Annotated in this window: 19 protein-coding genes; 6 read left to right on the forward strand and 13 right to left on the reverse strand. The window is 60.8% G+C overall.

The window, feature by feature from the left end; all coding sequences use genetic code 11:
• Positions 1-126: 126 nt before the first annotated feature.
• The 3 genes from yjiA to ACW9IB_RS13275 all read right to left on the reverse strand — a co-directional run bounded on the left by yjiA (position 127) and on the right by ACW9IB_RS13275 (position 3,536).
• Positions 127-1,086 (reverse strand): GTPase, encoded by a 960-nt coding sequence (gene yjiA / locus ACW9IB_RS13265; protein WP_457413971.1) that lies wholly within the window; start codon positions 1,084-1,086, stop codon positions 127-129.
• A 170-nt stretch (positions 1,087-1,256) separates the two neighbouring features.
• Positions 1,257-1,454 (reverse strand): YbdD/YjiX family protein, encoded by a 198-nt coding sequence (locus tag ACW9IB_RS13270; RefSeq protein ID WP_041023338.1) that lies wholly within the window; start codon positions 1,452-1,454, stop codon positions 1,257-1,259.
• 15 nt (positions 1,455-1,469) lie between these two features.
• Positions 1,470-3,536: a carbon starvation CstA family protein gene (locus ACW9IB_RS13275; RefSeq protein ID WP_457413972.1), complete on the reverse strand. Its 2,067-nt coding sequence runs from the start codon at positions 3,534-3,536 to the stop codon at positions 1,470-1,472.
• Between the two features lie 174 nt (positions 3,537-3,710).
• On the opposite strand from ACW9IB_RS13275, the gene ACW9IB_RS13280 reads away from it, so the two are divergent.
• A complete protein-coding gene (locus tag ACW9IB_RS13280; RefSeq protein ID WP_457369144.1) occupies positions 3,711-4,079 on the forward strand; it encodes a PilZ domain-containing protein in 369 nt (122 codons plus the stop codon).
• 139 nt (positions 4,080-4,218) lie between these two features.
• Here the strand turns inward: ACW9IB_RS13280 and radA are convergent, their stop codons facing one another.
• Genes radA through katB form a run of 3 tightly spaced genes read right to left on the reverse strand, consistent with a single transcriptional unit; the run spans position 4,219 to position 7,761 of the window.
• Positions 4,219-5,586 carry a DNA repair protein RadA gene (gene radA / locus ACW9IB_RS13285; RefSeq protein ID WP_457413974.1) on the reverse strand — a complete coding sequence of 456 codons (1,368 nt, stop codon included), beginning with the start codon at positions 5,584-5,586 and terminating at the stop codon, positions 4,219-4,221.
• 35 nt (positions 5,587-5,621) lie between these two features.
• A complete protein-coding gene (locus ACW9IB_RS13290; RefSeq protein ID WP_457369146.1) occupies positions 5,622-6,161 on the reverse strand; it encodes an ankyrin repeat domain-containing protein in 540 nt (179 codons plus the stop codon).
• 58 nt (positions 6,162-6,219) lie between these two features.
• Positions 6,220-7,761, reverse strand: coding sequence for a catalase KatB (gene katB, locus ACW9IB_RS13295; protein ID WP_457413975.1), 1,542 nt, complete (start codon positions 7,759-7,761; stop codon positions 6,220-6,222).
• A 286-nt stretch (positions 7,762-8,047) separates the two neighbouring features.
• On the opposite strand from katB, the gene mscL reads away from it, so the two are divergent.
• Positions 8,048-8,464 (forward strand): large-conductance mechanosensitive channel protein MscL, encoded by a 417-nt coding sequence (gene mscL / locus ACW9IB_RS13300; protein WP_457369148.1) that lies wholly within the window; start codon positions 8,048-8,050, stop codon positions 8,462-8,464.
• A gap of 60 nt (positions 8,465-8,524) precedes the next feature.
• Here mscL and ACW9IB_RS13305 read toward each other — a convergent pair whose 3' ends face one another.
• On the reverse strand, positions 8,525-9,301 hold the full coding sequence (locus ACW9IB_RS13305) for a ferredoxin--NADP reductase (RefSeq protein ID WP_457413977.1): 777 nt from the start codon (positions 9,299-9,301) through the stop codon (positions 8,525-8,527).
• Between the two features lie 386 nt (positions 9,302-9,687).
• Here ACW9IB_RS13305 and ACW9IB_RS13310 point away from each other — a divergent pair, with 386 nt between their 5' ends.
• Together ACW9IB_RS13310 and ACW9IB_RS13315 are read left to right on the forward strand one after the other, a co-directional pair.
• Positions 9,688-10,398: a LuxR family transcriptional regulator gene (locus tag ACW9IB_RS13310; RefSeq protein ID WP_457413978.1), complete on the forward strand. Its 711-nt coding sequence runs from the start codon at positions 9,688-9,690 to the stop codon at positions 10,396-10,398.
• A gap of 158 nt (positions 10,399-10,556) precedes the next feature.
• A complete protein-coding gene (locus ACW9IB_RS13315; RefSeq protein ID WP_457413980.1) occupies positions 10,557-11,681 on the forward strand; it encodes a methyltransferase in 1,125 nt (374 codons plus the stop codon).
• Positions 11,682-11,735: 54 nt separating this feature from the next.
• On the opposite strand, the gene ACW9IB_RS13320 is transcribed toward ACW9IB_RS13315, so the two are convergent.
• From ACW9IB_RS13320 to ACW9IB_RS13330, 3 genes are read right to left on the reverse strand one after another with little or no spacing between them, the layout of a single operon-like run.
• The gene (locus ACW9IB_RS13320) at positions 11,736-11,903 is read right to left on the reverse strand and encodes a DUF2474 domain-containing protein (RefSeq protein ID WP_457413981.1); all 168 of its coding nucleotides are present in this window, start codon (positions 11,901-11,903) and stop codon (positions 11,736-11,738) included.
• Between the two features lie 12 nt (positions 11,904-11,915).
• Positions 11,916-12,923, reverse strand: coding sequence for a cytochrome d ubiquinol oxidase subunit II (gene cydB / locus ACW9IB_RS13325; RefSeq protein ID WP_457367669.1), 1,008 nt, complete (start codon positions 12,921-12,923; stop codon positions 11,916-11,918).
• Between the two features lies 1 nt (position 12,924).
• Positions 12,925-14,358, reverse strand: coding sequence for a cytochrome ubiquinol oxidase subunit I (locus tag ACW9IB_RS13330; RefSeq protein ID WP_457367670.1), 1,434 nt, complete (start codon positions 14,356-14,358; stop codon positions 12,925-12,927).
• 318 nt (positions 14,359-14,676) lie between these two features.
• On the opposite strand from ACW9IB_RS13330, the gene ACW9IB_RS13335 reads away from it, so the two are divergent.
• The gene (locus ACW9IB_RS13335; RefSeq protein ID WP_457413982.1) at positions 14,677-15,915 is read left to right on the forward strand and encodes an MFS transporter; all 1,239 of its coding nucleotides are present in this window, start codon (positions 14,677-14,679) and stop codon (positions 15,913-15,915) included.
• Positions 15,916-16,052: 137 nt separating this feature from the next.
• Complete coding sequence (locus ACW9IB_RS13340) at positions 16,053-18,527, forward strand: dermonecrotic toxin domain-containing protein (RefSeq protein ID WP_457413983.1); 2,475 nt, start codon at positions 16,053-16,055, stop codon at positions 18,525-18,527.
• Between the two features lie 74 nt (positions 18,528-18,601).
• Here ACW9IB_RS13340 and ACW9IB_RS13345 read toward each other — a convergent pair whose 3' ends face one another.
• The 3 genes from ACW9IB_RS13345 to ACW9IB_RS13355 are packed head-to-tail and all read right to left on the reverse strand — an operon-like array spanning position 18,602 to position 22,274.
• Positions 18,602-20,785: a xanthine dehydrogenase family protein molybdopterin-binding subunit gene (locus ACW9IB_RS13345; protein WP_457413985.1), complete on the reverse strand. Its 2,184-nt coding sequence runs from the start codon at positions 20,783-20,785 to the stop codon at positions 18,602-18,604.
• On the reverse strand, positions 20,782-21,771 hold the full coding sequence (locus ACW9IB_RS13350; protein WP_457413987.1) for an FAD binding domain-containing protein: 990 nt from the start codon (positions 21,769-21,771) through the stop codon (positions 20,782-20,784). Before ACW9IB_RS13350 ends, ACW9IB_RS13345 begins: the two co-directional genes overlap by 4 nt.
• Positions 21,768-22,274: a (2Fe-2S)-binding protein gene (locus ACW9IB_RS13355; RefSeq protein ID WP_457413988.1), complete on the reverse strand. Its 507-nt coding sequence runs from the start codon at positions 22,272-22,274 to the stop codon at positions 21,768-21,770. The genes ACW9IB_RS13350 and ACW9IB_RS13355 overlap by 4 nt, the downstream gene beginning before the upstream one ends.
• Positions 22,275-22,304: the final 30 nt, after the last annotated feature.

The raw sequence follows: 22,304 nt of genomic DNA on the forward strand, positions 1-22,304 counted from the left end.
GGACTTGAAATACGGTCACCTGTGGGAGCTGGCTTGCCTGCGATGGCGGTGTATCAGGCAGTGATGAGTCAGCTGACAGACCGCTATCGCAGGCAAGCCAGCTCCCACACTGACTGCATTTTCAAATCAGGGTTGGTAGACGCGCTGGAAGCCTTCGCGGATCTTGTCTTCCGGCAACTCATCGGCAATAAACACAATCACACTTTCCCGCGCTTCGCCCTCTTCCCACTCCGTGTCCCAATCAAAGCCGTAGAGCTTGAGCACGCCCTGAAACACCATGCGCCGGTCTTCCCCGGCAATATTCAGCACACCTTTGTAACGCAGCAACTGCTTTCCGTGGTCTTCCAACAGCTCGTTCATAAACTCGCTGAGCCGGTTGATATCCAGCGGCTGGTCGGTGCGCAGCACCAGGCTCGAAATGCGGTCGATGGACGGCGCGGCGCTGACCGGGCGCAAGCTCATGCCGGCGTTGAGGTTGAAACCGCGCACATCCAGCAGTTCGGCCAAATCGATCTGGCCATGATCGACCACACGGATCGGCGCACGGCGGTTGATGCGAGTGAGGCGCCCGCTGAGCGCGTCAAAGGTGGCGTCATCCACCAGATCGCGCTTGCTCACCAGCAGCCGATCGGCAAAGCCGATCTGGGCCTGGGCAATGGTTTGGGTCAGATGATGCTCGGCATGGGCCGCGTCCACCAGAGTGATGATGCCGTCGAGGATGTAACGCTCGCGCAGTTCTTCATCAATGAAAAAGGTCTGCGCCACCGGGGCCGGGTCGGCGAGGCCGGTGCATTCGATCACCAGGCGGTCGAAGGCGATCTCGCCGCTGTCCAGACGCTCCAGCAACAGGTAGAGGGCTTTGGTCAGGTCGGTGTGGATAGTGCAGCACACGCAGCCGTTGGACAGGGTCATGACCTGTACCGGCTCTGCGCCCAGGAGCTGGGTGTCGATACCGGCATCACTGAATTCGTTTTCGATGACCGCGATCTTCAGGCCGTGCTCGGCCTTGAGCAGATGGCGCAGCAAGGTGGTCTTGCCGGCACCGAGGAAGCCGCTGAGGACTGTGACCGGAATGGGAGAGGACAAAATGCAGTTCTCCTTGAAGGAATACAAAAACAAATGTGGGAGCAGACCCCTGTGGGAACCGGGCTTGCCCGCGAGGCAGACACCTCGGTGTTTCAGTCACACCGAGGCAATGCCATCGCAGGCAAGCCAGCTCCCACAGAAGCCCGCTCCCACAGGGGTATTGCGTTAACTCAACAGCACTTTGGCCCACCCTTGCCACCGTAACGGGCTTCCTGGCGCTCCCGGAAGAACGCCTCGTAGTCCATCACCGGTTTGTCCGGGTGTTTGGTTTGCATATGCTCGACGTACGTGTCGTAGTCGGGCATGCCGACCATCAGGCGGGCGGCCTGACCGAGGTATTTACCGAGGCGACTGAGGTCATTGAACATGGCTGCAATCCTCGATCACGCGTCCGGCAGGGCCTGGAACGGGGCTTCTTTATCCGTACGTTCTTTGTTGCCCCAGGCGGCGACACCGACCTTGAGCGCGTAGAACAGGATGCTGAACACCACGAACAGGAACAGCGCGGTCAGCGTTGCGTTGGTGTAGGCGTTGAAGATCACGTGCTGCATCTGGTCGATGCTCTTGGCCGGGGCCAGGATCTGGCCGTTGGCCAGGGCATCGCTGTACTTCTTGGCCAGGGACAGGAAGCCGATCGCCGGGTTGGCGTCGAACAGCTTGATGAAGCCCGCCGTGGTGGTGCAGATCAACAGCCAGACCGCAGGCAGCAAGGTCACCCAGATGTAGCGCTGGCGTTTCATTTTGATCAGCACGACGGTGCCGAGCATCAGCGCGATACCGGCCAGCATCTGGTTGGAGATGCCGAACAGCGGCCACAAGGTGTTGATGCCGCCCAACGGGTCGATCACACCTTGATACAGCAGGTAACCCCACATGGCCACGCAACCGGCAGTCGCGATCAGGTTGGCGGTCCAGGATTCGGTGCGTTTCAGCGCCGGCACGAAGGAACCCAACAGGTCTTGCAGCATGAAGCGACCGGCACGGGTACCGGCGTCGACGGCGGTCAGGATGAACAGCGCTTCGAACAGAATCGCAAAGTGGTACCAGAACGCCATGGTGTTTTCACCCGGCAGCACACTGTGCAGGATCTGCGCGATACCGACCGCCAGGGTCGGCGCACCGCCGGCACGGGCCAGGATGGTGGTCTCACCGATGTCATGGGCCACGGCCTGCAGCGCTTCCGGAGTAATTGCAAAGCCCCAGCTGCTGACGGTCTGCGCCACGGCGGCCACATCTGCGCCCACCACGGCGGCAGGGCTGTTCATGGCGAAGTACACGCCTGGCTCGATCACCGACGCGGCAACCATCGCCATGATGGCCACGAACGACTCCATCAACATGCCGCCGTAACCGATGTAGCGGGCGTTGGTTTCGTTGTCCAGCAGCTTGGGTGTGGTGCCCGAGGAGATCAGCGCATGGAAACCCGAGACGGCGCCACAGGCGATGGTGATGAACAGGAACGGGAACAGGCCGCCCTTCCACACCGGGCCGGTGCCGTCGATGAATTGGGTGAGCGCCGGCATTTTCAGCTCTGGCATGGTGACCAGGATGCCGATGGCCAGGGCGATGATGGTGCCGATTTTCAGGAAGGTGGAGAGGTAGTCACGCGGTGCGAGGATCAGCCATACCGGCAATACCGCCGCCACGAAGCCGTAGCCGATCAGCATCCAGGTAATCTGTACGCCGGTGAAGGTGAAGGCCTTGGCCCACACCGGGTCAGCAGCGACCTGCCCGCCCAGCCAGATCGAACCCAGCAGCAACAGCACGCCGATGATCGAGATTTCGCCGATGCGGCCCGGGCGGATGTAGCGCATGTAGACGCCCATGAACATCGCGATCGGGATGGTCGCCATGACCGTGAAGATGCCCCATGGGCTCTCGGCGAGGGCCTTGACCACGATCAGCGCCAGCACCGCGAGGATGATGATCATGATCAGGAAGCAGCCGAACAGCGCGATGGTCCCCGGAATACGCCCCATCTCTTCGCGAACCATGTCCCCCAGGGAACGGCCGTTGCGACGGGTGGACAGGAACAGGACCATGAAGTCCTGCACCGCGCCCGCCAGCACCACCCCGGCAATCAGCCACAGGGTGCCGGGCAGGTAGCCCATTTGCGCCGCCAGCACCGGGCCGACCAGCGGGCCTGCACCGGCGATTGCCGCGAAATGGTGACCGAAAAGGATGTGCTTGTTGGTCGGCACATAGTCCAGACCGTCGTTATTGAGCACTGCGGGGGTGGCCCGCCGTGGATCGAGTTGCATCACGTTGTTAGCGATGAACAGACTGTAGTAGCGGTAGGCGACCAGATAAATGGCCACGGCAGCGACCACAATCCACAAGGCGTTGATCGCCTCGCCTCGGCGCAAGGCCACTACGCCCAGGGCGCACGCTCCTACGATTGCCAGCACCAGCCAGGGTAGGTGGCGTAGCAGGCTATTATTATTTTTCATTTTTATATTCCAGCCAGGGTGGACAGAAGGACAGCCATCCCGAGTTTAGCGCTGTTGGCCTCAAAGACCACCCCCCTACGTTGGTCTAGAGCCTTGCCATCGCAAAAAAAGCAGAAATAAAAGCCGGGTGATGGCGCAAGGCTACAATCCTTCTATTCACAGAGGGTTTAACCAATGACCGAGCAACCGTCTGACCGCCGCCGTTTTCGACGAATCGCCTTTGATGCCAGGACGACCATTTCCCAGGACAGCTGGAATTGGCCGGTGCAACTGGTGGATTTGTCGCTGCGCGGGTTGCTGGTGGAGCGCCCTGACGACTGGCGGGGTAATGGCAAGCGCCTGTTTGACGTGGATATCCGGCTGGACCCACAGGCGCATATCAAGATGCAGGTGAAGCTGGCCCATGACGATCACGGGCAGCTTGGGTTTGTGTGCCAGCACATCGACCTGGACTCGATCAGCCATTTACGGCGGTTGATCGAGCTGAACCTGGGTGACGAGGATGAACTGCACAGGGAGCTGGCAGCATTGCTGGAGACCTGACAGCCAATACACACCAAAATGGTGGGAGCTGGCTTGCCTGCGATAGCGGCGGACCAGCGTGTACACCTTTATCTGACACACCCTCATCGCGGGCAAGCCCGGCTCCCACAGTGGGCTCTATTGGCAGTGAGGTCGATGACTACTCGAACAACGCATCCAGCGCCTGCTCCAAGCGCGTGACCCCGATAATTTTTAGCCCCGCCGGCGACTCCTTCGGCGCGTTGCCCTTGGGCACGATGGCGCGCTTGAAGCCGTGCTTGGCCGCCTCTTTCAGGCGCTCCTGGCCGCTGGGCACCGGGCGTACTTCCCCTGACAAACCGACCTCGCCGAACACCAGCAAGTCATGGGGCAACGGCCGATTGCGCAGGCTGGACATCACCGCCGCCATCAAGGCCAGGTCGGACGCGGTCTCCAGCACCTTGACCCCACCCACCACGTTGAGGAACACGTCCTGATCGTGAGTCGGAATACCGCCGTGACGGTGCAACACCGCCAACAGCATCGCCAGCCGGTTCTGATCCAGGCCCAACGTAACGCGGCGCGGGTTGGCCAGGTGGCTGTCGTCCACCAGCGCCTGCACCTCCACCAGCATCGGCCGGGTGCCTTCCCACGTCGCCATCACCACGCTGCCCGGCACTTCTTCCTGGGCTCGCGTGAGAAAAATCGCCGACGGGTTGGAGACTTCTTTCAGCCCCCGATCGGTCATGGCGAACACGCCCAGTTCGTTCACTGCGCCGAAACGGTTTTTCACGGCCCGCAGCAAGCGCAGGCGGCCATCGGATTCGCCTTCGAAATACAGCACGGTGTCGACCATATGCTCCAGCACCCGAGGCCCGGCCAGTGCGCCCTCTTTGGTCACATGGCCCACCAGGAAGATCGCCGTGCCACTCTGTTTGGCATAGCGCACCAGCAGCGCCGCACTTTCGCGCACCTGGGACACACCGCCCGGCGCCGATTGCAGTTGCTCGGTGAAAATCGTCTGGATCGAGTCGATCACCATGACCTTGGGTTTTTCCACCCGGGCGGTGGCGATGATGCTTTCGATGCAGGTCTCGGTCATCACCCGCAACTGGTCCTGGGGCAGCCCCAGGCGGCGGGCACGCATCGCCACTTGCTGCTGGGACTCTTCGCCGGTGACGTACAGCGCCGGCATGCGGCTGGCGATACTGCACAGGGTTTGCAGCAGGATCGTCGACTTGCCGATGCCCGGGTCGCCGCCGATCAGCACCACCGAGCCATCCACCAGGCCGCCGCCAAGGACGCGGTCCAGCTCGCCGGACGCCGTGGAAAAACGCGGGATTTCTTCGACACTGACTTCGGCCAGGGTCTTGATCTGCGCCTGTTGCCCGGTCCAACCGGTGCGGCCGGAGGGCGCTGCTGCGCCGCCGCTTTCGATCATGGTTTCAGTCAGGGTGTTCCAGGCACCGCACTCGGTGCACTGGCCGGCCCACTTGGGAAAGGTCGCGCCGCACTCCGTGCAGCCGTACATGCGCTTGGCCTTTGCCATTCGAGAACCTCCAACCGAAAAACCGCGATGATAGCTCAGCGCGAGGCCGGGGTACGGATTTCCCCACTGGCCAAACGTGAAGCGCTGTTGCCGACCGGGTCTTCGGCATTGAGATCAGCGCCCTTGGCTTTCAGTTCGTCCAGCAGCTCGACGCGCTTGAACAGCCCGGCGTACATGGCGGCGGTCTGTCCGGCACCGTTGCGCTGGTCCGGGTTGCAATCGGTGGCCAGCAGGCGCTGGGCAATTTTCAGCTCGCCCTTGAAGATCGCGCCCATCAACGCCGTGTTGCCGCGTTTGTCCTGCACGCAGGCATCCGCGCCGGCGGCGAGCAAGCGCTCCACGAAAGGCCCCTGGCCGTGATAGGCGGCCAGGATCAACGCGGTGTAACCCTTGTCGTCCTGGGTGTTGAGGCTGTAGCCGGATTCGATGAAGGTGTTGAGCATGTCGAGGTCGCCACGGCGGGCGGCGTCGAAATAGTAGTCCTGCAATTGAGCCTTGAGCGCCACCGGATCGGGCGACTCGGCATGGGCGACGAAGGCCAGCATGGCCATCAGCAATCCGATAGAAATACGCATGGATGTTCTCCTGCCAAAGACCGGCGCCCGTTCCGGGGCGCCGGCCAGAACCGACGGATCAGTCCGTCAATTTGTCCGCCAGCGCCTTCACGCGCGCCAGGTCACCCTTGGCCACCTTGGTCACGCCGGTGCCGTATTCCGGGTCAGCCTTGTAGAGGAACGACAGGATGATGTGCTTGCTCTCGTCATCGGTAGTGGCCAGCGAGCCGCCGAAGTTTTCGATCAAGTCCTGGCGCTCTTTCTTGCTGTAGGAGCGGTACAGATCGCCGGCCTGCTTGAAGTTCTGCTCGCGCTGGATCTTCGCCTGCTGGGTGCTGCCCGACAGCGGCGACTGGCTGTAGCGCGCGGTTTGCGGCTCATCCCGTGGCAACAGGCGGCTTGGCTGGTAGTTCACGCCCGTGGTGGTTTTGCCGGTGTTCATCGCGCCGTCCTGATTGCCGTTGTTGACGGTCACCCGAGGGGCGTTGATCGGCAATTGCAGGGCGTTCGGCCCCAGGCGATACATCTGCGTGTCGGCGTAGGAGAACACACGGCCTTGCAGCAAGCGGTCTTCCGACGGCTCGATGCCCGGCACCAGATTGGCAGGGGCCATGGCCACTTGCTCGGTTTCCTGGAAGACGTTGGCCGGGTTGCGGTTCAGCACCATCTGGCCGACTTTGCGCTCCGGCACATTCGGCCAGATCTTGGTGGCGTCCAGCGGGTCGAAGTCGAACTTGGCCAGGTCCTCAGGCTTGAGCACCTGCACGTACAGGTCCCACTTGGGGAAGTCGCCCTTGTTGATATGGGTGACCAGGTCATTGGTCATGTGGCTGTAGTCGCGGCCCTGAACCTCGGTGACCTGCTTGGGATCCAGGTTCTTGATGCCTTGCAGGCTCTTCCAGTGGAACTTGACGTAGTGCACTTCGCCCTTGGCGTTGATCAGCTTGTAGGCGTGCACGCCGTTGCCGTCCATTTCCCGGTAGCTGGCCGGGGTGCCGGAGTCGGAGTACAGCTCGGTGAGGGTACGCGTGGACTCGGGCACATGGGAGAAGAAGTCGAAGCGACGCGAGTCGTCATCCAGGTTGGTACGCGGGTCGGGTTTGAACGCGTGGACCATATCCGGGAACTTGATCGCATCGCGAATGAAGAAGGTCGGGAAGTTGTTGCCCACCAAGTCCCAGTTGCCTTCGGCGGTGTAGAACTTGGTGGCGAAACCACGCGGGTCACGCAGGGTTTCCGGCGAGTGATTGCCGTGCACCACGGCGGAGAAACGCACGAACACCGGCGTGGTCTCGCCTGCGGCGAACACCTTGGCCTTGGTCAGGTCGCTGAGGTTATCGGTGACGGTAAAGGTGCCGTGGGCACCGGTGCCGCGGGCATGCACCACGCGCTCCGGGATGCGCTCGCGGTCGAAGCGTTGCAGCTTCTGGATGAGTTGCACGTCTTGCAACAGCACCGGGCCATTGGCGCCGGCGGTTTGCGAGTTCTGGTTGTCGCCGACCGCCGCACCGTTGTCGCGGGTCAGGTTGGCGGCTTGCACAGAGAGGGAAAGCACACTGGCGGTCACCAGCGCCAGCGCATGGCGCGCCGACACCGTCCCGCGGTTCATTGGGTTCTTCATCAAGGTTTCCTCTGGTTTTTTTAGTGCACATTCAGTTGTGCTTGCCAGAGGCTAGTGACCTGACAGTCAGAAGATAAATAGAAAAGCCGTACTATTCCGATATATAAAATAATGTGGCGAACCGCTGAAATCCCGGGTATTTCGCGCGCGATTGGTGGCACTTTGCAAACTATTTGCGTTTAATTGTGTCGATAAAAACTAACAGTGTTAACAGTTGTGTCGCGCAAGCCTCCTACGACTGACTTACACTGAGTCCACCCTTCTCATCTGTAACAAGGAATAACCCATGGGCGTGATCAGTGAGTTCAAGGCCTTCGCGGTCAAAGGCAATGTGGTCGATATGGCCGTCGGTATTATCATCGGCGCGGCGTTCGGCAAAATTGTTTCATCCTTTGTAGGCGATGTAGTAATGCCCCCACTGGGTCTGTTGATCGGTGGTGTGGACTTTGGCGACCTGGCGATAACACTCAAGGCAGCACAAGGCGATATACCGGCGGTGGTACTGGCCTATGGCAAGTTCATCCAGAGCGTGGTCGATTTTGTGATCATTGCCTTCGCAATCTTCATGGGCGTGAAGGCCATCAACCGTCTCAAACGCGAAGAAGCCGTGGCCCCCAGCCTGCCACCGACGCCGAGCAAGGAAGAAGTGCTGCTGGGCGAAATCCGCGATCTGCTCAAGGCGCAGAACGACAAAACGCTTTAAGTCGAACGCTATGTGGTGAGCGGGCTTGTCGAATCGTCGCACCGCCCGCTCACTACAGGATTACCAGTAGTTTTCCACCGCCACCTGGCCCGGACGCCGGCTCAGGCTCAGTTGCAGGTTGCGCTGCTTGAGCAACTGGCGCGTGTCATCGACCATCTGCGGGTTGCCGCAGATCAGCACGCGGGAGTGCTCGGGGGTCAGCTCGACGCCGGCGGCACGTTCCAGCTCGCCATTCTCGATCAAGGTGGTGATGCGCCCGTTCAATGTTCCCGGGTGCTGCTCACGGGTGACGATCGGCAGGTAAACAAGCTTGTGGGCGTGCTCGGCCAGGTACTCGCGCTCATCCAGCTCCTTGATCAACGCTTGATAAGCCAACTCCCTGGCTTCCCGGGCGCTGTACACCAGAATGATGCGCTCGAATCTTTCCCAGACTTCGAAGTCCTGCAGGATCGACAGGAACGGCGCCACCCCGGTACCGGTGCCCAGCAACCACAAGTCGCGCCCATCAATGAAACGATTCAAGGTCAGGTAGCCGGTGGCCTGACGTTCCACCATCAGGGTATCGCCCACGCGCAGGCGGCTCAGTTCGCTGGTGAATTCGCCACCGGGCACGACGATGGAAAAGAAATCCAAGTGCTCATCGAACGGGGAAGACACCACCGAGTAGGCCCGCCAAACCGTGCTGCCATCGGCCTTGGTCACACCCAGGCGCACGAACTGGCCGGCGGTGAACCGAAAACCCGGGTCGCGGGTCGTGCGCAAGGTAAACAGGCTGGGGGTCAGCGATTGCACATCGAGCAAGGTCTGGCGGGTAAATTTCTCAGCACTGGCCGTCATGGGGGGCTCCGTTCTACAGGTGCCCTAGTGTCCCTCAAACTCGCCCGCGGAAACACCTGCGGTTGGTAGTGGCATTTCGCTGATGGCAACCAGTGGCCGATTAATGGCACCACTAATTAATTGGCTATTAATCCCTGCCAAGAGTGTCCAAAACTCGCTGTAAATTGCCCGTAACAGATGCCTCAACTCCCTAAAAAACCGACATAATTTGCTGATATGTGGGTGGACCCAACTAAGAGCAGGGGCATACACGCTTGAGCCTCGCCGCACAACAGCGAAAATCCTCATCCGCCATGTAATACATGTCCTACACTGATTTGGCGTGAAGCAGCACTGGGGAGCCAGGAAGTCCCCCATTCAGGGAGAACCCCCATGGAGAGTTATCAATGGTCAACTGGCGCAACACCCGGCTCCCCAAACTGGAAGGTGAGAACGAGATTACCAGCGTGTTTGAAATGGTGGTCAACCACACTTATGAACTCGGCTTCCAATATTGTTCATTTACCATGAGTTCTCAATCGCTCGACTATCAAACTGAACCGATTCAACTCAACAACTACCCCAATGAATGGAATACGCGTTACAAAAAAGCGCATTACTTCGAAGTTGACCCCACTGTCAGTCACTGCAAACGCTGCGTGCTGCCCTTCGTCTGGGAACAGAAAGCCTTCAATGCGACGCCCGACCTGTGGGAGCTGGCTCAGTCGATGGGAATGCATTTGGGCTGGACCCAGTCGGTCCACGATTTCCAGGGCGTATTCAGCATGCTCACCCTGGGGCGCGGCGAGGGCCAGGTAAGCCCCGAAGAGCTCTACGAAAAGGCCGGCCAAGTGTTATGGCTGTGCCATGCGATGCATGCCGTGGTCGTCCAGAAATATGCCGCGCAACCCGGCGTGAACGCGCCCAGCAAGTTGACATCACGCGAGACGGAAATCCTCAAATGGTCAGCCATGGGCAAGACGGCCTCCGACATCGCCGTCATTCTTTGTCTGTCAGAGCGCACCATCGGTTTTCATCTCGGCAATGCTTGCAAGAAACTGGGAGTCCACAACAAAATTGCCGCTGTGCTCAGGGCTTCCAAGATGGGCTGTTTTTAATCGCCCGGAAACACCGCATGTAATCCCTCTGGAAAGAAAGTAACATTTGCAACCAATTCTGAGTGTTGATGCAACTCCCCGCAGCTGCGTCGAAGTTCACTCAGAGGGTTGCGCAGCCGCTGCCGAACACTCACCGATTATCCAGAGCCTCCCCCGCCATGCCCCTGCTCGACAGCCCCTTCGCCCAACTCGATCTTATCCGCCAGCCAGAACAGCATAACGACCCGCTGCAAGCCTTCGACGCCGCCGATGAATACCTGCTCAACCACCTGGCCGAACAGCAGCCCGCGCCCACAACGCGTGTGTTGGTACTCAACGACAGTTTCGGCGCCCTGGCGGCAAGCCTAGAAGGCCGGGTGCAGGTCATCTCCAGTGGCGATTCGTTTCTCGCCGCCCAGGGGCTGGAAAAAAACCTGGCGCGTAACGGCAAGGCCTTCGATGCCGTACCCTTCACGCCCGCCAGCCAGGTGCCGACCGGGCCGTTCGATCGTGTGCTGATCCGCGTGCCCAAGACCCTGGCCCTGCTGGAGGAACAGTTGATCCGCCTGCAAGGCCAGTTGGCGCCGGGAGCGCAGGTGATCGCCGCCGCGATGATCAAGCACCTGCCACGCGCGGCGGGTGAGTTGCTCGAACGTTATATCGGCCCGATGCAGGCCTCTCTGGCAGTCAAAAAGGCCCGTCTGTTGATTGCAACGGTCGCGGATCGTCCGACCGCGGTCTCACCCTACCCGACCCGCTACACACTCGAAACACCCGCGCTTGAATTGCTCAACCATGCCAACGTGTTCTGTCGCGAAGGCCTGGACATCGGCACCCGCGCCTTCCTCCCACACCTGCCGGGCAACCTGGGCAGTGCCCGCGTGGCAGACCTCGGTTGCGGCAATGGGGTATTGGCAATCGCCAGCGCGCTGCAAAACCCTGATGCCCACTACACCCTGGTGGACGAGTCCTATATGGCCGTGCAATCCGCCACCGAGAACTGGCACGCAACCCTGGGCAATCGCGATGTGGAGGTACGCGCCGGCGATGGCCTGGCCGGGCAGGCAGCGCAATCTTTGGACGTGGTGCTGTGCAACCCGCCGTTCCATCAACAGCAGGTGGTGGGTGACTTCCTCGCCTGGCGCATGTTCCAGCAGGCGCGCGAAGCGCTGGTGGTGGGTGGCGCCCTCTATATAGTCGGCAACCGCCACCTGGGGTATCACAGCAAACTGGCGCGGCTGTTCCGGGGAGTCGAGCAAGTGGCGGCCACCCCGAAGTTCGTGATTCTCAAGGCGCGCAAATAAAAAAGCCCTTCGACAGAAGGGCTGAAAGCCGGGCCGCAAGGCCCGGATGGGATGTCAGTGGGTGGTCAGGCCCGCCGCGTTCATGAACATGCGCATCAGGCTGGCCACGATGAACAGGGCCAGCACGCTGCCAGTCCAGATCATCGCCAGCCACCCCAGGCGCCGCCACAGCGGTTGTTTCTCGGCCTGCTCGATCTCGCGCAACGACGGTTTGCCGGACATGTCACACCCCTCCTAGTGATAGCCGTCTTCGTGGGTCACCTTGCCGCGGAACACGTAGTAGCTCCAGAAGGTGTAGCCCAGGATGAACGGGATGATGAACAGCGTGCCCACTAGCATGAAGCCTTGGCTTTGCGGCGGCGCGGCGGCGTCCCAGATCGATACCGACGGCGGAATGATGTTCGGCCACAGGCTGATCCCCAGGCCGCTGTAGCCCAGGAAGATCAGCACCAGCGTCAGCAGGAACGGCGTGTAATGCGCATTGCGCGCCACCGCGCGGATCAACCCGTACATCGTCACCAGCACCAGGATCGGCACCGGCAGGAACCAGAACAGGTTAGGCAAGGTGAACCAGCGCGAGGCGATTTCCGGGTGCGTGAGCGGCGTCCAGATGCTGACAATGCCAATCACGGCCAGCACCACGAAGGCCAGCGGCCGCGCCAGGTCGTGCATTTTTTCCTGCAAGGGGCCTTCCGTCTTCATGATCAGCCAGGTGCAGCCCAGCAATGCATAGGCAACGATCAGCGCCACACCACAGAACATCGTGAATGGCGTAAGCCAGTCCAGCGAACCGCCGGCGAACTGGCGGTCCACCACCGGAATGCCATCGATAAAGGCCCCCAGCGCCACGCCCTGGAAGAAGGTGGCCGCCACGGAGCCGCCGATGAACGCCTTGTCCCACAGGTGACGCTTGTGGTCCTTGGCCTTGAAGCGGAACTCGAAGGCCACGCCGCGAAAGATCAGCCCGACCAGCATCAGGATCAGCGGCAGGTACAAGGCCGACAGCACCACCGAATAGGCCAGCGGAAACGCACCGAACAACGCCGCCCCGCCCAGCACCAGCCAGGTTTCGTTACCGTCCCACACGGGAGCCACGGTGTTCATCATCACATCGCGGTCGGTCTTGCCCGGGATAAAGGGGAAGAGAATGCCGATGCCCAAGTCGAAGCCGTCCATGACCACATACATCATGATGCCGAAGATGATGATCACGGCCCAGATCAGCGGAAGATCAATACCCATCTCAATGCCCCTTGTGCTGAATGTGGTCGTCATCGCTGCCGTCATCGGCGGCCGACAACGGACGGGCCGGTGTACGTTTCTGGCCAGGACCGCCGTGGGTCGTCTCGGCGCCTTCGTGGGTCACGGGGCCTTTGCGTACCAGGCGCATCATGTAGCCCAGCCCCGCACCGAACAGCGCGAAGTACACCACCACGAACAGCACCAGGGTGATAGTCATCTGCGCCAGGCTATGCCCGGAGGACGCATCCGCCGTGCGCATCAAGCCGTAGACCACCCACGGTTGGCGGCCAATCTCGGTAGTGAACCAGCCGGCGAGAATCGCGATCAGGCCGGACGGGCCCATCCACAGTGCCAGGTACAGGAACGGCCTGGACGTGTACAACTTGTCGCCCTTGCGCAGCCACAGGCTGAACAGACCGGTAAAGATCATCAGGAAGCCCAGGCCGACCATGACCCGGAACGACCAGAACACGATGGTGGAATTGGGCCGGTCTTCGGGCGGGAACTCCTTGAGGGCAGGCACCTGTTTGTCCAGGGAGTGGGTCAGGATCAGGCTGCCCAGGTACGGGATTTCCACGGCGTATTTGGTTTTTTCAGCCTTCATGTCAGGCCAGCCGAACAGAATCAGCGGCGTCGGTTCATTGCCGATGTTTTCCCAGTGGCCTTCGATCGCGGCGATTTTCGCCGGCTGGTGCTTCAAGGTATTGAGCCCGTGGAAGTCACCGATCACCGCCTGGATGGGCGCAACGATCAGGGCCATCCACATCGCCATCGACAGCATCTTGCGGATGGCCGGGTTGTCTTTGCCGCGCAGCAAATGCCAGGCCGCCGAGGAACCGACGAAGAACGCCGTGGCCACGAAGGCCGCCGTAGCCATGTGGGCCAGGCGATAAGGGAACGAGGGGTTGAAGACCACTGCCAGCCAATCGGTCGGAATCACGCGCCCATCGATGATTTCGAAGCCTTGTGGCGTCTGCATCCAGCTGTTGGACGACAGGATCCAGAACGTGGAGATCAACGTGCCCACGGCCACCATCACCGTAGAAAAGAAGTGCAGCTTGCGCCCCACCTTGTTCCACCCGAACAGCATCACCCCCAGGAAGCCGGCTTCGAGGAAGAAGGCCGTGAGTACTTCATACGTAAGAAGCGGGCCGGTGACGGCGCCGGCGAAGTCCGAAAAGCGGCTCCAGTTGGTGCCGAACTGATAGGCCATGACCAGGCCGGAGACCACGCCCATGCCGAAGTTGACGGCAAAGATCTTCGACCAGAAATGGTAGAGATCACGGTAGGTGTCGTTGTGGGTCTTGAGCCACAGGCCTTCCAGCACCGCCAGGTAACTGGCCAGGCCGATGGTGATCGCCGGGAACAGGATGTGGAAAGAGATGGTGAACGCGAATTGAATTCGGGCGAGATCTAGCGCCTCCAAACCGAACATAAGTCTTCCTCTGTCAGGTAATACCGGCTGCTGGCTGGGAGCCTGCACCCACTGCCCCCACGGATATGGAGTGTGGCGAATTTCAATTCGTTTCTTTTTTTGCCAACCACGTAGGGAATCAGGCCTTAGGGCCGCCAGGGCAACGCCCGTGAAGGTGTTGATCTGGATCAAGCATTGCTGAAAGAGTAGTCCCATTTTGAACGCAGGACTGTGTGGTCTTTTGCCGCGTGACAGGCTGCCTCAGCTCAGTTGTTGCAACCATCTGTTACAACTTAATGATAATCTCGGCGCTCCCTCCGGCCCTGACCCGAACTTCCGATGCCTAGTGAACCCGCGTTGCTGTTGCGTCACCACCGCCCTTTCATCGCGTTCTGGCTGGCGCGCATCTTCACCGCCAGCGGTTTCCAGATGCTCACCGTGGCGATTGGCTGGAACCTCTACCAGTTGACCGGCAACGTGCTGGACCTGGGCCTGGTCGGCCTGGTGGAGTTCGTGCCGCGCGTCTTGTTCATGCTGCACACCGGGCATGTGGCCGACCGCTATGAGCGACGCAAGGTCGCGGCCATCTGCCAGACCGTGCAGGCCTTGATCGCCCTGTCACTGGCCATCGGCGGCCTGACCGGCAGCGTGACCCGCGAGATGATCTTCATCCTCGCCTTCCTGCTGGGTGCCGCACGCTCCTTCGAAATGCCCACCACCCAGGCCCTGCTCCCGAGCATCGTGCCCAGTGCGTTGTTCCCGCGCGCGGTGGCATCGTCCCAATCGGCGCAACAACTGGCGACCATCGTCGCCCCGGCCCTGGGCGGCTTGCTCTATGCGTTCGGCAGCGTGTGGGTGTATGGCCCGACGGTGGCGTTGTACCTTATCGCCTGCGTGCTGACCCTCAACCTGCCTGCGCGCCAGACCCCGCTCAACAAAGGCAAAGCCACCCTGGATTCGCTGCTGGCCGGCATTCGTTTCATCCGCAGCCGCCCGGATATTCTCGGTGCCATCTCCCTGGACCTGTTCGCTGTGCTGCTGGGCGGTGCCACCGCGCTGTTGCCGGTATTTGCCAAGGACATTCTGCTGACCGGCGCCTGGGGCCTGGGCCTGCTGCGTTCGGCACCGGCGGTGGGCGCGTTGCTGATGTCGTTGTGGCTGGCACGGTTCTCGGTCGACCGTCATGTGGGCCGTGTGATGTTCACCGCCGTCGGAGTATTCGGCGTCGCGACCATCGCGTTCGGCCTGTCCACCTCGTTCTGGTTTTCCCTCGCCGTACTGGTGGTGCTGGGCGCCGCAGACATGATCAGCATGGTCATCCGTGCATCCTTCGTGCAGTTGGAAACGCCGGATGAAATGCGCGGGCGGGTCAGTGCCGTCAACGGCCTGTTCATCGGCGCGTCCAACCAGTTGGGCGAGTTCGAATCCGGCATCACCGCCCACTGGTTCGGCACCGTGCCCGCCGTGGTCATGGGCGGGATCGGTACGCTGGTGGTCACCGGTGTCTGGATCAAACTGTTTCCGACCCTGGCCAATCGGGACCGGATGCATGTGCCGGACGAGGAAGCGCGCGCTTAAGCAGCGCGCCCGCCGAATCAGTTTGTCCCACCTATCAATGGAACGAATTCTCACGTCGAAATCACTCAAGGGTTACACCAACGCTGGAACCTTCCTGCGATTGGCGAACCCCTTCGACCTACTTTCGGCAGATGAAGATGAGCATCCCCAGTGTTTCCAGGCAAACCGTATCCCCTCCACTCTCTCCAGCCTCGTCTTGGGACAGGCCCAACAGTAGCTACACGCTGAAGACCTCTCTCGATCGATTCACGCAGAGCATCACCACCGACCTGAACGCCGGGAACATGCCCCCCGGCGTCAACGACATGGTCGACGCCGTGCGGTGGCCGCGCACCCGAGGCCTGCCTTCCGTGCAGGTCAAGACATTTGCCGTCGACGGGGTCCAGGCCACGGACATCATCTTCATACAGCGTGTACCCTCAGTGCCCGCCGGCCCCAATATCGTGCTGTATGTTCCACAGGACGATGGGCGCTCGTTTCAGTCGTTCAATTCCCTTGCAGAAATGAATGCCTGGCTGAAAGCGCAGGCCGGCGACCCCAAGCAACTCAAGTCCTTCAGCCAGCACTTTGCCGAGGGTGGCTCACCTGCCAGGACCCAACGGGTCACAGATACCCTGACCCGGTTCAAAAACAACGACATCAACGCTGTCGCAGGCCCGTATGCCACTGAAGGCAACGATATTTTTGCGCGACTGGATCAGGGCAGCTCCGCGCCCCCCACATCAGTCAATGGCTTGACCGATCTCAAGCACGAAAGCACTTCCCCGGATGGGCGGGTGCTTTACTCCGGGCGACGCGCAGATGGCGAAAAGGTACTGTTTGAATACGACGCCTACGGCAATCTGCTGGGCCAAGATAAAAAGCAGCAGTTTTACTTCGTGAAGAACGGCTTGAACCAGCACCTGCCGCTGGTGCCGATGACGGCCAGCGAATTCAAAAGCAAGGTTCAGAATGAAGCGGCCAGCAATGTCGAAGCGGACGACATCCGAGGGTTCTACGAAGAACTGCTCAAGCACCTTGAACACCCTTTTTCCGGGCTGGGCGAAGCGTTGCAAGTGTTCGGTGTGGATAAAAACACGGCCAACACCGTGGAGCGCTACTTCGATAACCCTTTGAGCGCGCTGTTGCTGGATCTCAATCAGAATAATCACATTGGCAAGGTCTTCGGGGTCGACAAAACGACCATGGACTCTGTGCTTGGTACGGTCGGTGATTCAGGCCAGGGATTTGTTCCCGTCTATGGACAAGTCAGGGGCTTGGGTACTTTGCTGGTGAAGGCTCTTCGCAATGAGCCACTTTCGGACGATGAGATCAGCAGCCTGGCCGACAATCTTGCCTTGAAACCCGACAGTCCAGCCCGTAGAAATCTGGTCAAGCCGAAGGCTGTTCCGGCACTCACACCCAAGGCTGCCGCCGAAAAACCTGCCCTCGACACCCGTCCGGTCGAAACAGCCCCTGCCGCCCCGCCGTCAGAGACGCCCAACCAGCCCGAACCGGAAGTCAATCGTCTGCGCCCCTCACAATGGGGCCGGATCAGCCAATTTGCGGTGGAAGGCGGCGAGCAATTGATCGCAGGTGTCACTCCAAACGCCCATGGCATCTACCAAGTCAACGGCAGCTCCGGCGAAAGCCGCTGGTTCATTCGACTCACCGACGAACAAAGTACCGGGCACGTCCATGAAATAGACGGCCGGTTCAAACTGCGTGATGGCTACGTTCAGGTTATCGACCCTTCGACCAAAAAACCGCTCATGACCGTCCACTCTGATGGCCAAGGAGGCTGGCAGCCGGCCAAAGGCAACGGCGGCATAAAACTGCCTTGGCAGTCGGCCAAACCATCCTTTGAGCCCGGTGCCTATGACTATCCCGCCCCCGGAGAGCCTTCGTCATCGAAAATAAAGGACCAGATTGATAAAAAGCTGAAAGCGGATGCCAACGCCTATCACAAATCCGCGAAAACCAAGCCAAGGCCTGTTCTTGCCGATCTGCCTAAAAATGCCTCGCCCAAAGAGGTGATTGACACTGTCTACGGGAAATCCTCCGGCATGATCCTTGGCGAGGATCATTCCCAGCCCGCTGGCGTGCAGTTTTTGATTGATAACGCAGGCGAGTTCGAGAGGAACAAGGTGACCACCTTGTATTCGGAAGGGTTCGATCACTCGCTTCAACCCGACCTGGACCACTTTTTCGAAACAGGCAAGTTTTCGCCCGCCCTGAGTAACAATCTGAAGCTCATTGACCGCGCTCATGCCGGCCACGGTCGCTACACCAACAGAGAACTGCTGTTGACGATGCGAAAACATGGCATACGGGTCAAAGCTATCGATGTGCCCTCCGTGGAGCCCAAGACCACCCGCCTTAAAAACATGAACTATTACGCAAGCAATGTCATTAATGCTGACCAGGCCAACCAACCACAGGGCAAATGGGTTGCAAGGGTTGGCAGCGATCATGTGTTCAACTACGACAACGAGCCTCCTGTTCGAGGTATATCTCAACTGACGGGCGCAACGGGCGTCTCCATCGATGAAGCGCCGCCAACCAAGGAGACCGCTGTGACACAGTCTCGAGACAAAACAGAACTCTACATCGACCTGAAACAGCCTAAATAGCAGGTGGGAATCACCGAATCTGGCGAAGCCAGAAATTCGATGGTCCCCTTCCGACGCACATCAGCGCGACGTTTTCACAGCACCTTATCCAGGGTAATGGGAAAATCCCGCACCCGTTTGCCAGTGGCGTGATACACCGCATTCGCCACCGCGGCTGCCACGCCGACGATGCCGATTTCGCCCACGCCCTTTGAACCGAGGGCGTTGACGATCTCGTCATGTTCCTCGACGAAAACCACATCTATGTCGCCGATATCGGCATTCACCGGGATGTGATATTCAGCCAGGCTGTGGTTCATGACACGCCCCAGTTGATGGTCGGTCTGGGTTTCTTCGTGCAGGGCCATGCCGATGCCCCACACCACGCCGCCGAGGATCTGGCTGCGCGCCATCTTGGGGTTGACCACGCGCCCGGCGGCAATCGCGCTGACCACCCGGCTGACCTCGACAGTGCCCAGGTCTTCATCCACCCGCACTTCGACAAACACGGCTGAATGAGTGGCCGTGGCGTATGCCTTGCGTTTTTTGTCCGGTTTGCTATCGACCTGTACTTCCACCGCGCCCTTGCCGCCGTCCTTGACCAGTTGCGCCAACGACACCCGGACATCACCGGCATGCAGTTGGCCGTCTTCGAAACGCACCGATTGGGCGTCCTTGAAGACCGGGTAAGTCTCGCGGGCGATGGCCAGCAGTTGGGCGGTCAACGCTTCGCATGCTTGCTGCACGGCGGTGCCGACGGATGAGACGGTAAACGAGCCGCCCTGCAACGGCGCGGTCGGCAAGGACGAGTCGCCTAGCACAAACACCACGTCCTCAACGGGCACGCCACTGGCCTGCGCAGCAATCTGGGTCATGACCGTGTAGGTACCGGTGCCGATGTCGGTGGTGGCGCTGCTGACGGTCAGCTTGCCCTCTGCGTCGAGGCTGGCCTTGGCGCTGGCCTTCATTTGCATGGCTTCCCACACACCGCCGGCCATGCCCCAGCCGATCAGGTGGCGACCGTCGCGCATGCTGCGTGGTTCGGGGTTGCGCTGGTCCCAGCCGAAACGCTCGGCACCTTCGCGGTAACACTCGCGCAGGGCTTTGCTCGACCAGGGTTTGTCTTCGTTCTGGTTGCGTTCGGCGTAATTGATCAGGCGCAGTTGCACCGGGTCCATGCCCAGCGCGCACGCCAATTCGTCCATGGCGCACTCCAGGCCGATCACGCCGAGGGCGGCGCCCGGTGCGCGCATGTCCAACGGGGTAAAGACATCCAGCGGCACCAGGTTGTAGGTCAGTTGCACGTTGTCGCAGTGATAGAGCATGCCGCTCCATTCCACCACATGCTCGCTGAAATCCTCGAAGCGTGAGGTCTGGCCGATGGCCGTGTGTCCCAAGGCCAGCAGCCGACCGTTCGCCGCCGCGCCCATCTGCAAGCGCTGCAAGGTGCGCGGGCGATAACCGAAGGTGAACATTTGCTGGCGCGTCAGCGTGACGCGCACCGAACGCTTGAGTGCCAGCGCGGCCATCACCGCCAATGGCAGTTGATACTGTGGGCGCAGGCCGGAGCCAAAGGCCCCGCCGACAAACGCGGCAAAAATACGCACTTGGTGTTTATCCAGGCCGAACACTTTTTGCACATACGCCTGACAGTTCTGCGGGCCCTGGGTCTTGTCATGGATATGCAGCGTGCCGTCCGGTTGATACAACACCGTGCTGGCATGGGGCTCCATCGGGTTGTGATGCTCACTGGGGGTGCTGTAGTGCAAGTCCAGGCGAACGGCGGCATCAGCCCATTGCGCCTGAAAGTTGCCGCGCGGCGCGGGCGGTGTCTGCGGCGAGGCATGGGCGTGTTCCTGCTGCGCCGCCAGGTCGGTGTCGAAGGTTTCGGGGGCGTACTCGATGGTCACCAGGGAGCCGGCATACCGCGCCAACTCCAGGTTATCGGCGACCACCAGCGCCAGAGGCTGGCCGCTGTACAGCACGCGGTCGTTGTACAACGGGCGAAACGGCGAGCCGTCCGCCGCATCGGCATCGGCGAAGGCATCATCGTAGCTGGCGATATTCGGGCGGTTGAGATGATCGAGCACCGTGACCACGCCCGGCAGCGCCAGGGCCTTGGAAGCGTCGATCCTGAGCACTCGTCCTTTGGCGATGGTGCTGGATACCACACTGCCATGCAGCAGTTGCGCATCGGGAAACTCACCGGCGTAGCGTGCGCGGCCGGTGACCTTGAGCAGACCGTCCACCCGGTCCAGAGGCTTGCCAAGGGTGGTCATGGGCGTTCTCCTGCGACCGCCGCGTCGCTCAGCGCACGGATGACCGCGCGGCGTGCCAATTTGATCTTGAACCCGTTGTGCGCCAAGGGTTCGGCGTCTTGCAACAGGCTGTCGGCGGCGTGGCTGAAGGTTTCTCGGCTCACCGCCTGGCCAATCAGCGCGGCCTCCACCGCACGATCGCGCCAGGGTTTGTGGGCCACACCGCCAAGGGCCAGGCGCGCGTCGACGATGCGGTCGCCCTCCAATTCAAGGGCGGCGGCAACGGACACCAGCGCAAAGGCGTAAGAGGCGCGATCGCGAATTTTCAGGTAGTGGCTGTGACGCGCCAGATGGTCGGTGGGCAATTCGATAGCGGTGATCAGCTCATCATCAGCCAGCAGGTTATCGCGTTGCGGCGCATCGCCCGGCAGGCGATGGAAGTCGGCGAACTCAATGACCCTGGCCCCGCCTCGCCCCTCGACATGCACTCGCGCGTCCAGCGCCGCCAAGGCGACACACATGTCCGAAGGGTGGGTAGCGACGCACTGTTCACTGGCGCCGAAGATTGCGTGAATGCGGTTCAGACCGCTGCGCGCCGGGCAACCACTGCCGGGCTCGCGCTTGTTGCATGGCACGCTGGCATCGTAGAAGTAGTAACAACGGGTGCGCTGCAACAGGTTGCCGCCGGTACTGGCCATATTGCGCAGTTGCGGTGACGCCCCGGCGAGAATCGCCTGGGACAGCAATGGGTAGCGCTGTTCGATAAGCGGGTGCCAGGCCAGATCGGCGTTGCTCACCAACGCGCCAATCAACAGGCCGCCCTCGGCGGTTTCCTGAAGGTCATGCAGCGGCAGGCCGGTGATGTCGATGAGATGTTCAGGGCGGCTGATGTTTTCTTTCATCAGGTCCAACAGGTTGGTGCCGCCGGCGATAAAACGCGATGTCGCACTGCTCAGGTGCACGGCCTCATTCACGTCAGCGGGCTTGCTGTAATGGAACGGGTTCATTGCTCGCCTCCCAGCACATCCTCGATGGCATCGCGAATATTGCTGTAGGCCCCGCACCGACACAGGTTACCGCTCATGCGCTCCCGGAGCTGCGAGACGTCATCGGTACGCCCTTCATTGATCAGGCCGACGGCGGAGCAGATCTGGCCGGGCGTGCAATAACCGCACTGGAACGCGTCGTGCCGGATAAAGGCTTGCTGCATGGGATGGAGCGCATCACCGTTGGCCAGGCCTTCGATGGTGGTCAGCTCCGCGCCATCGCACATCACCGCCAGGGTCAGGCAGGCGTTGACCCGTTTGCCGTCGCGCAACACGGTACAGGCGCCGCACTGGCCGTGGTCGCAACCTTTTTTGCTGCCGACCAGGTCAAGCTGTTCACGCAACAGGTCCAGCAAGGTAGTCCAGGGCAATACCTTCAGATGGCGGGCCTGACCGTTGAGGGTCAGGTGGATCGAGTGACTGACGAACGGCTGGACCGCCGCGCCATTGGGGGTCGCGCTCATAAACACCTCACGGGTTGGTGTACGTCCGCG

The sequence above is a fragment of the Pseudomonas sp. SDO524_S393 genome, assembly GCF_054071875.1.

Coding starts and splice junctions, on each gene's coding strand:
- ACW9IB_RS13345 (WP_457413985.1), bottom strand. CDS start 20,785: ATGACCACCCTTGGCAAGCCTCTGGACCGGGTGGACGGTCTGCTCAAG.
- ACW9IB_RS13290 (WP_457369146.1), bottom strand. CDS start 6,161: ATGCGTATTTCTATCGGATTGCTGATGGCCATGCTGGCCTTCGTCGCC.
- ACW9IB_RS13340 (WP_457413983.1), top strand. CDS start 16,053: ATGAGCATCCCCAGTGTTTCCAGGCAAACCGTATCCCCTCCACTCTCT.
- ACW9IB_RS13270 (WP_041023338.1), bottom strand. CDS start 1,454: ATGTTCAATGACCTCAGTCGCCTCGGTAAATACCTCGGTCAGGCCGCC.
- ACW9IB_RS13335 (WP_457413982.1), top strand. CDS start 14,677: ATGCCTAGTGAACCCGCGTTGCTGTTGCGTCACCACCGCCCTTTCATC.
- ACW9IB_RS13305 (WP_457413977.1), bottom strand. CDS start 9,301: ATGACGGCCAGTGCTGAGAAATTTACCCGCCAGACCTTGCTCGATGTG.
- cydB (WP_457367669.1), bottom strand. CDS start 12,923: ATGGGTATTGATCTTCCGCTGATCTGGGCCGTGATCATCATCTTCGGC.
- ACW9IB_RS13320 (WP_457413981.1), bottom strand. CDS start 11,903: ATGTCCGGCAAACCGTCGTTGCGCGAGATCGAGCAGGCCGAGAAACAA.
- ACW9IB_RS13355 (WP_457413988.1), bottom strand. CDS start 22,274: ATGAGCGCGACCCCCAATGGCGCGGCGGTCCAGCCGTTCGTCAGTCAC.
- radA (WP_457413974.1), bottom strand. CDS start 5,586: ATGGCAAAGGCCAAGCGCATGTACGGCTGCACGGAGTGCGGCGCGACC.
- katB (WP_457413975.1), bottom strand. CDS start 7,761: ATGAAGAACCCAATGAACCGCGGGACGGTGTCGGCGCGCCATGCGCTG.
- ACW9IB_RS13315 (WP_457413980.1), top strand. CDS start 10,557: ATGCCCCTGCTCGACAGCCCCTTCGCCCAACTCGATCTTATCCGCCAG.
- ACW9IB_RS13275 (WP_457413972.1), bottom strand. CDS start 3,536: ATGAAAAATAATAATAGCCTGCTACGCCACCTACCCTGGCTGGTGCTG.
- ACW9IB_RS13280 (WP_457369144.1), top strand. CDS start 3,711: ATGACCGAGCAACCGTCTGACCGCCGCCGTTTTCGACGAATCGCCTTT.
- ACW9IB_RS13350 (WP_457413987.1), bottom strand. CDS start 21,771: ATGAACCCGTTCCATTACAGCAAGCCCGCTGACGTGAATGAGGCCGTG.
- ACW9IB_RS13310 (WP_457413978.1), top strand. CDS start 9,688: ATGGTCAACTGGCGCAACACCCGGCTCCCCAAACTGGAAGGTGAGAAC.
- mscL (WP_457369148.1), top strand. CDS start 8,048: ATGGGCGTGATCAGTGAGTTCAAGGCCTTCGCGGTCAAAGGCAATGTG.
- ACW9IB_RS13330 (WP_457367670.1), bottom strand. CDS start 14,358: ATGTTCGGTTTGGAGGCGCTAGATCTCGCCCGAATTCAATTCGCGTTC.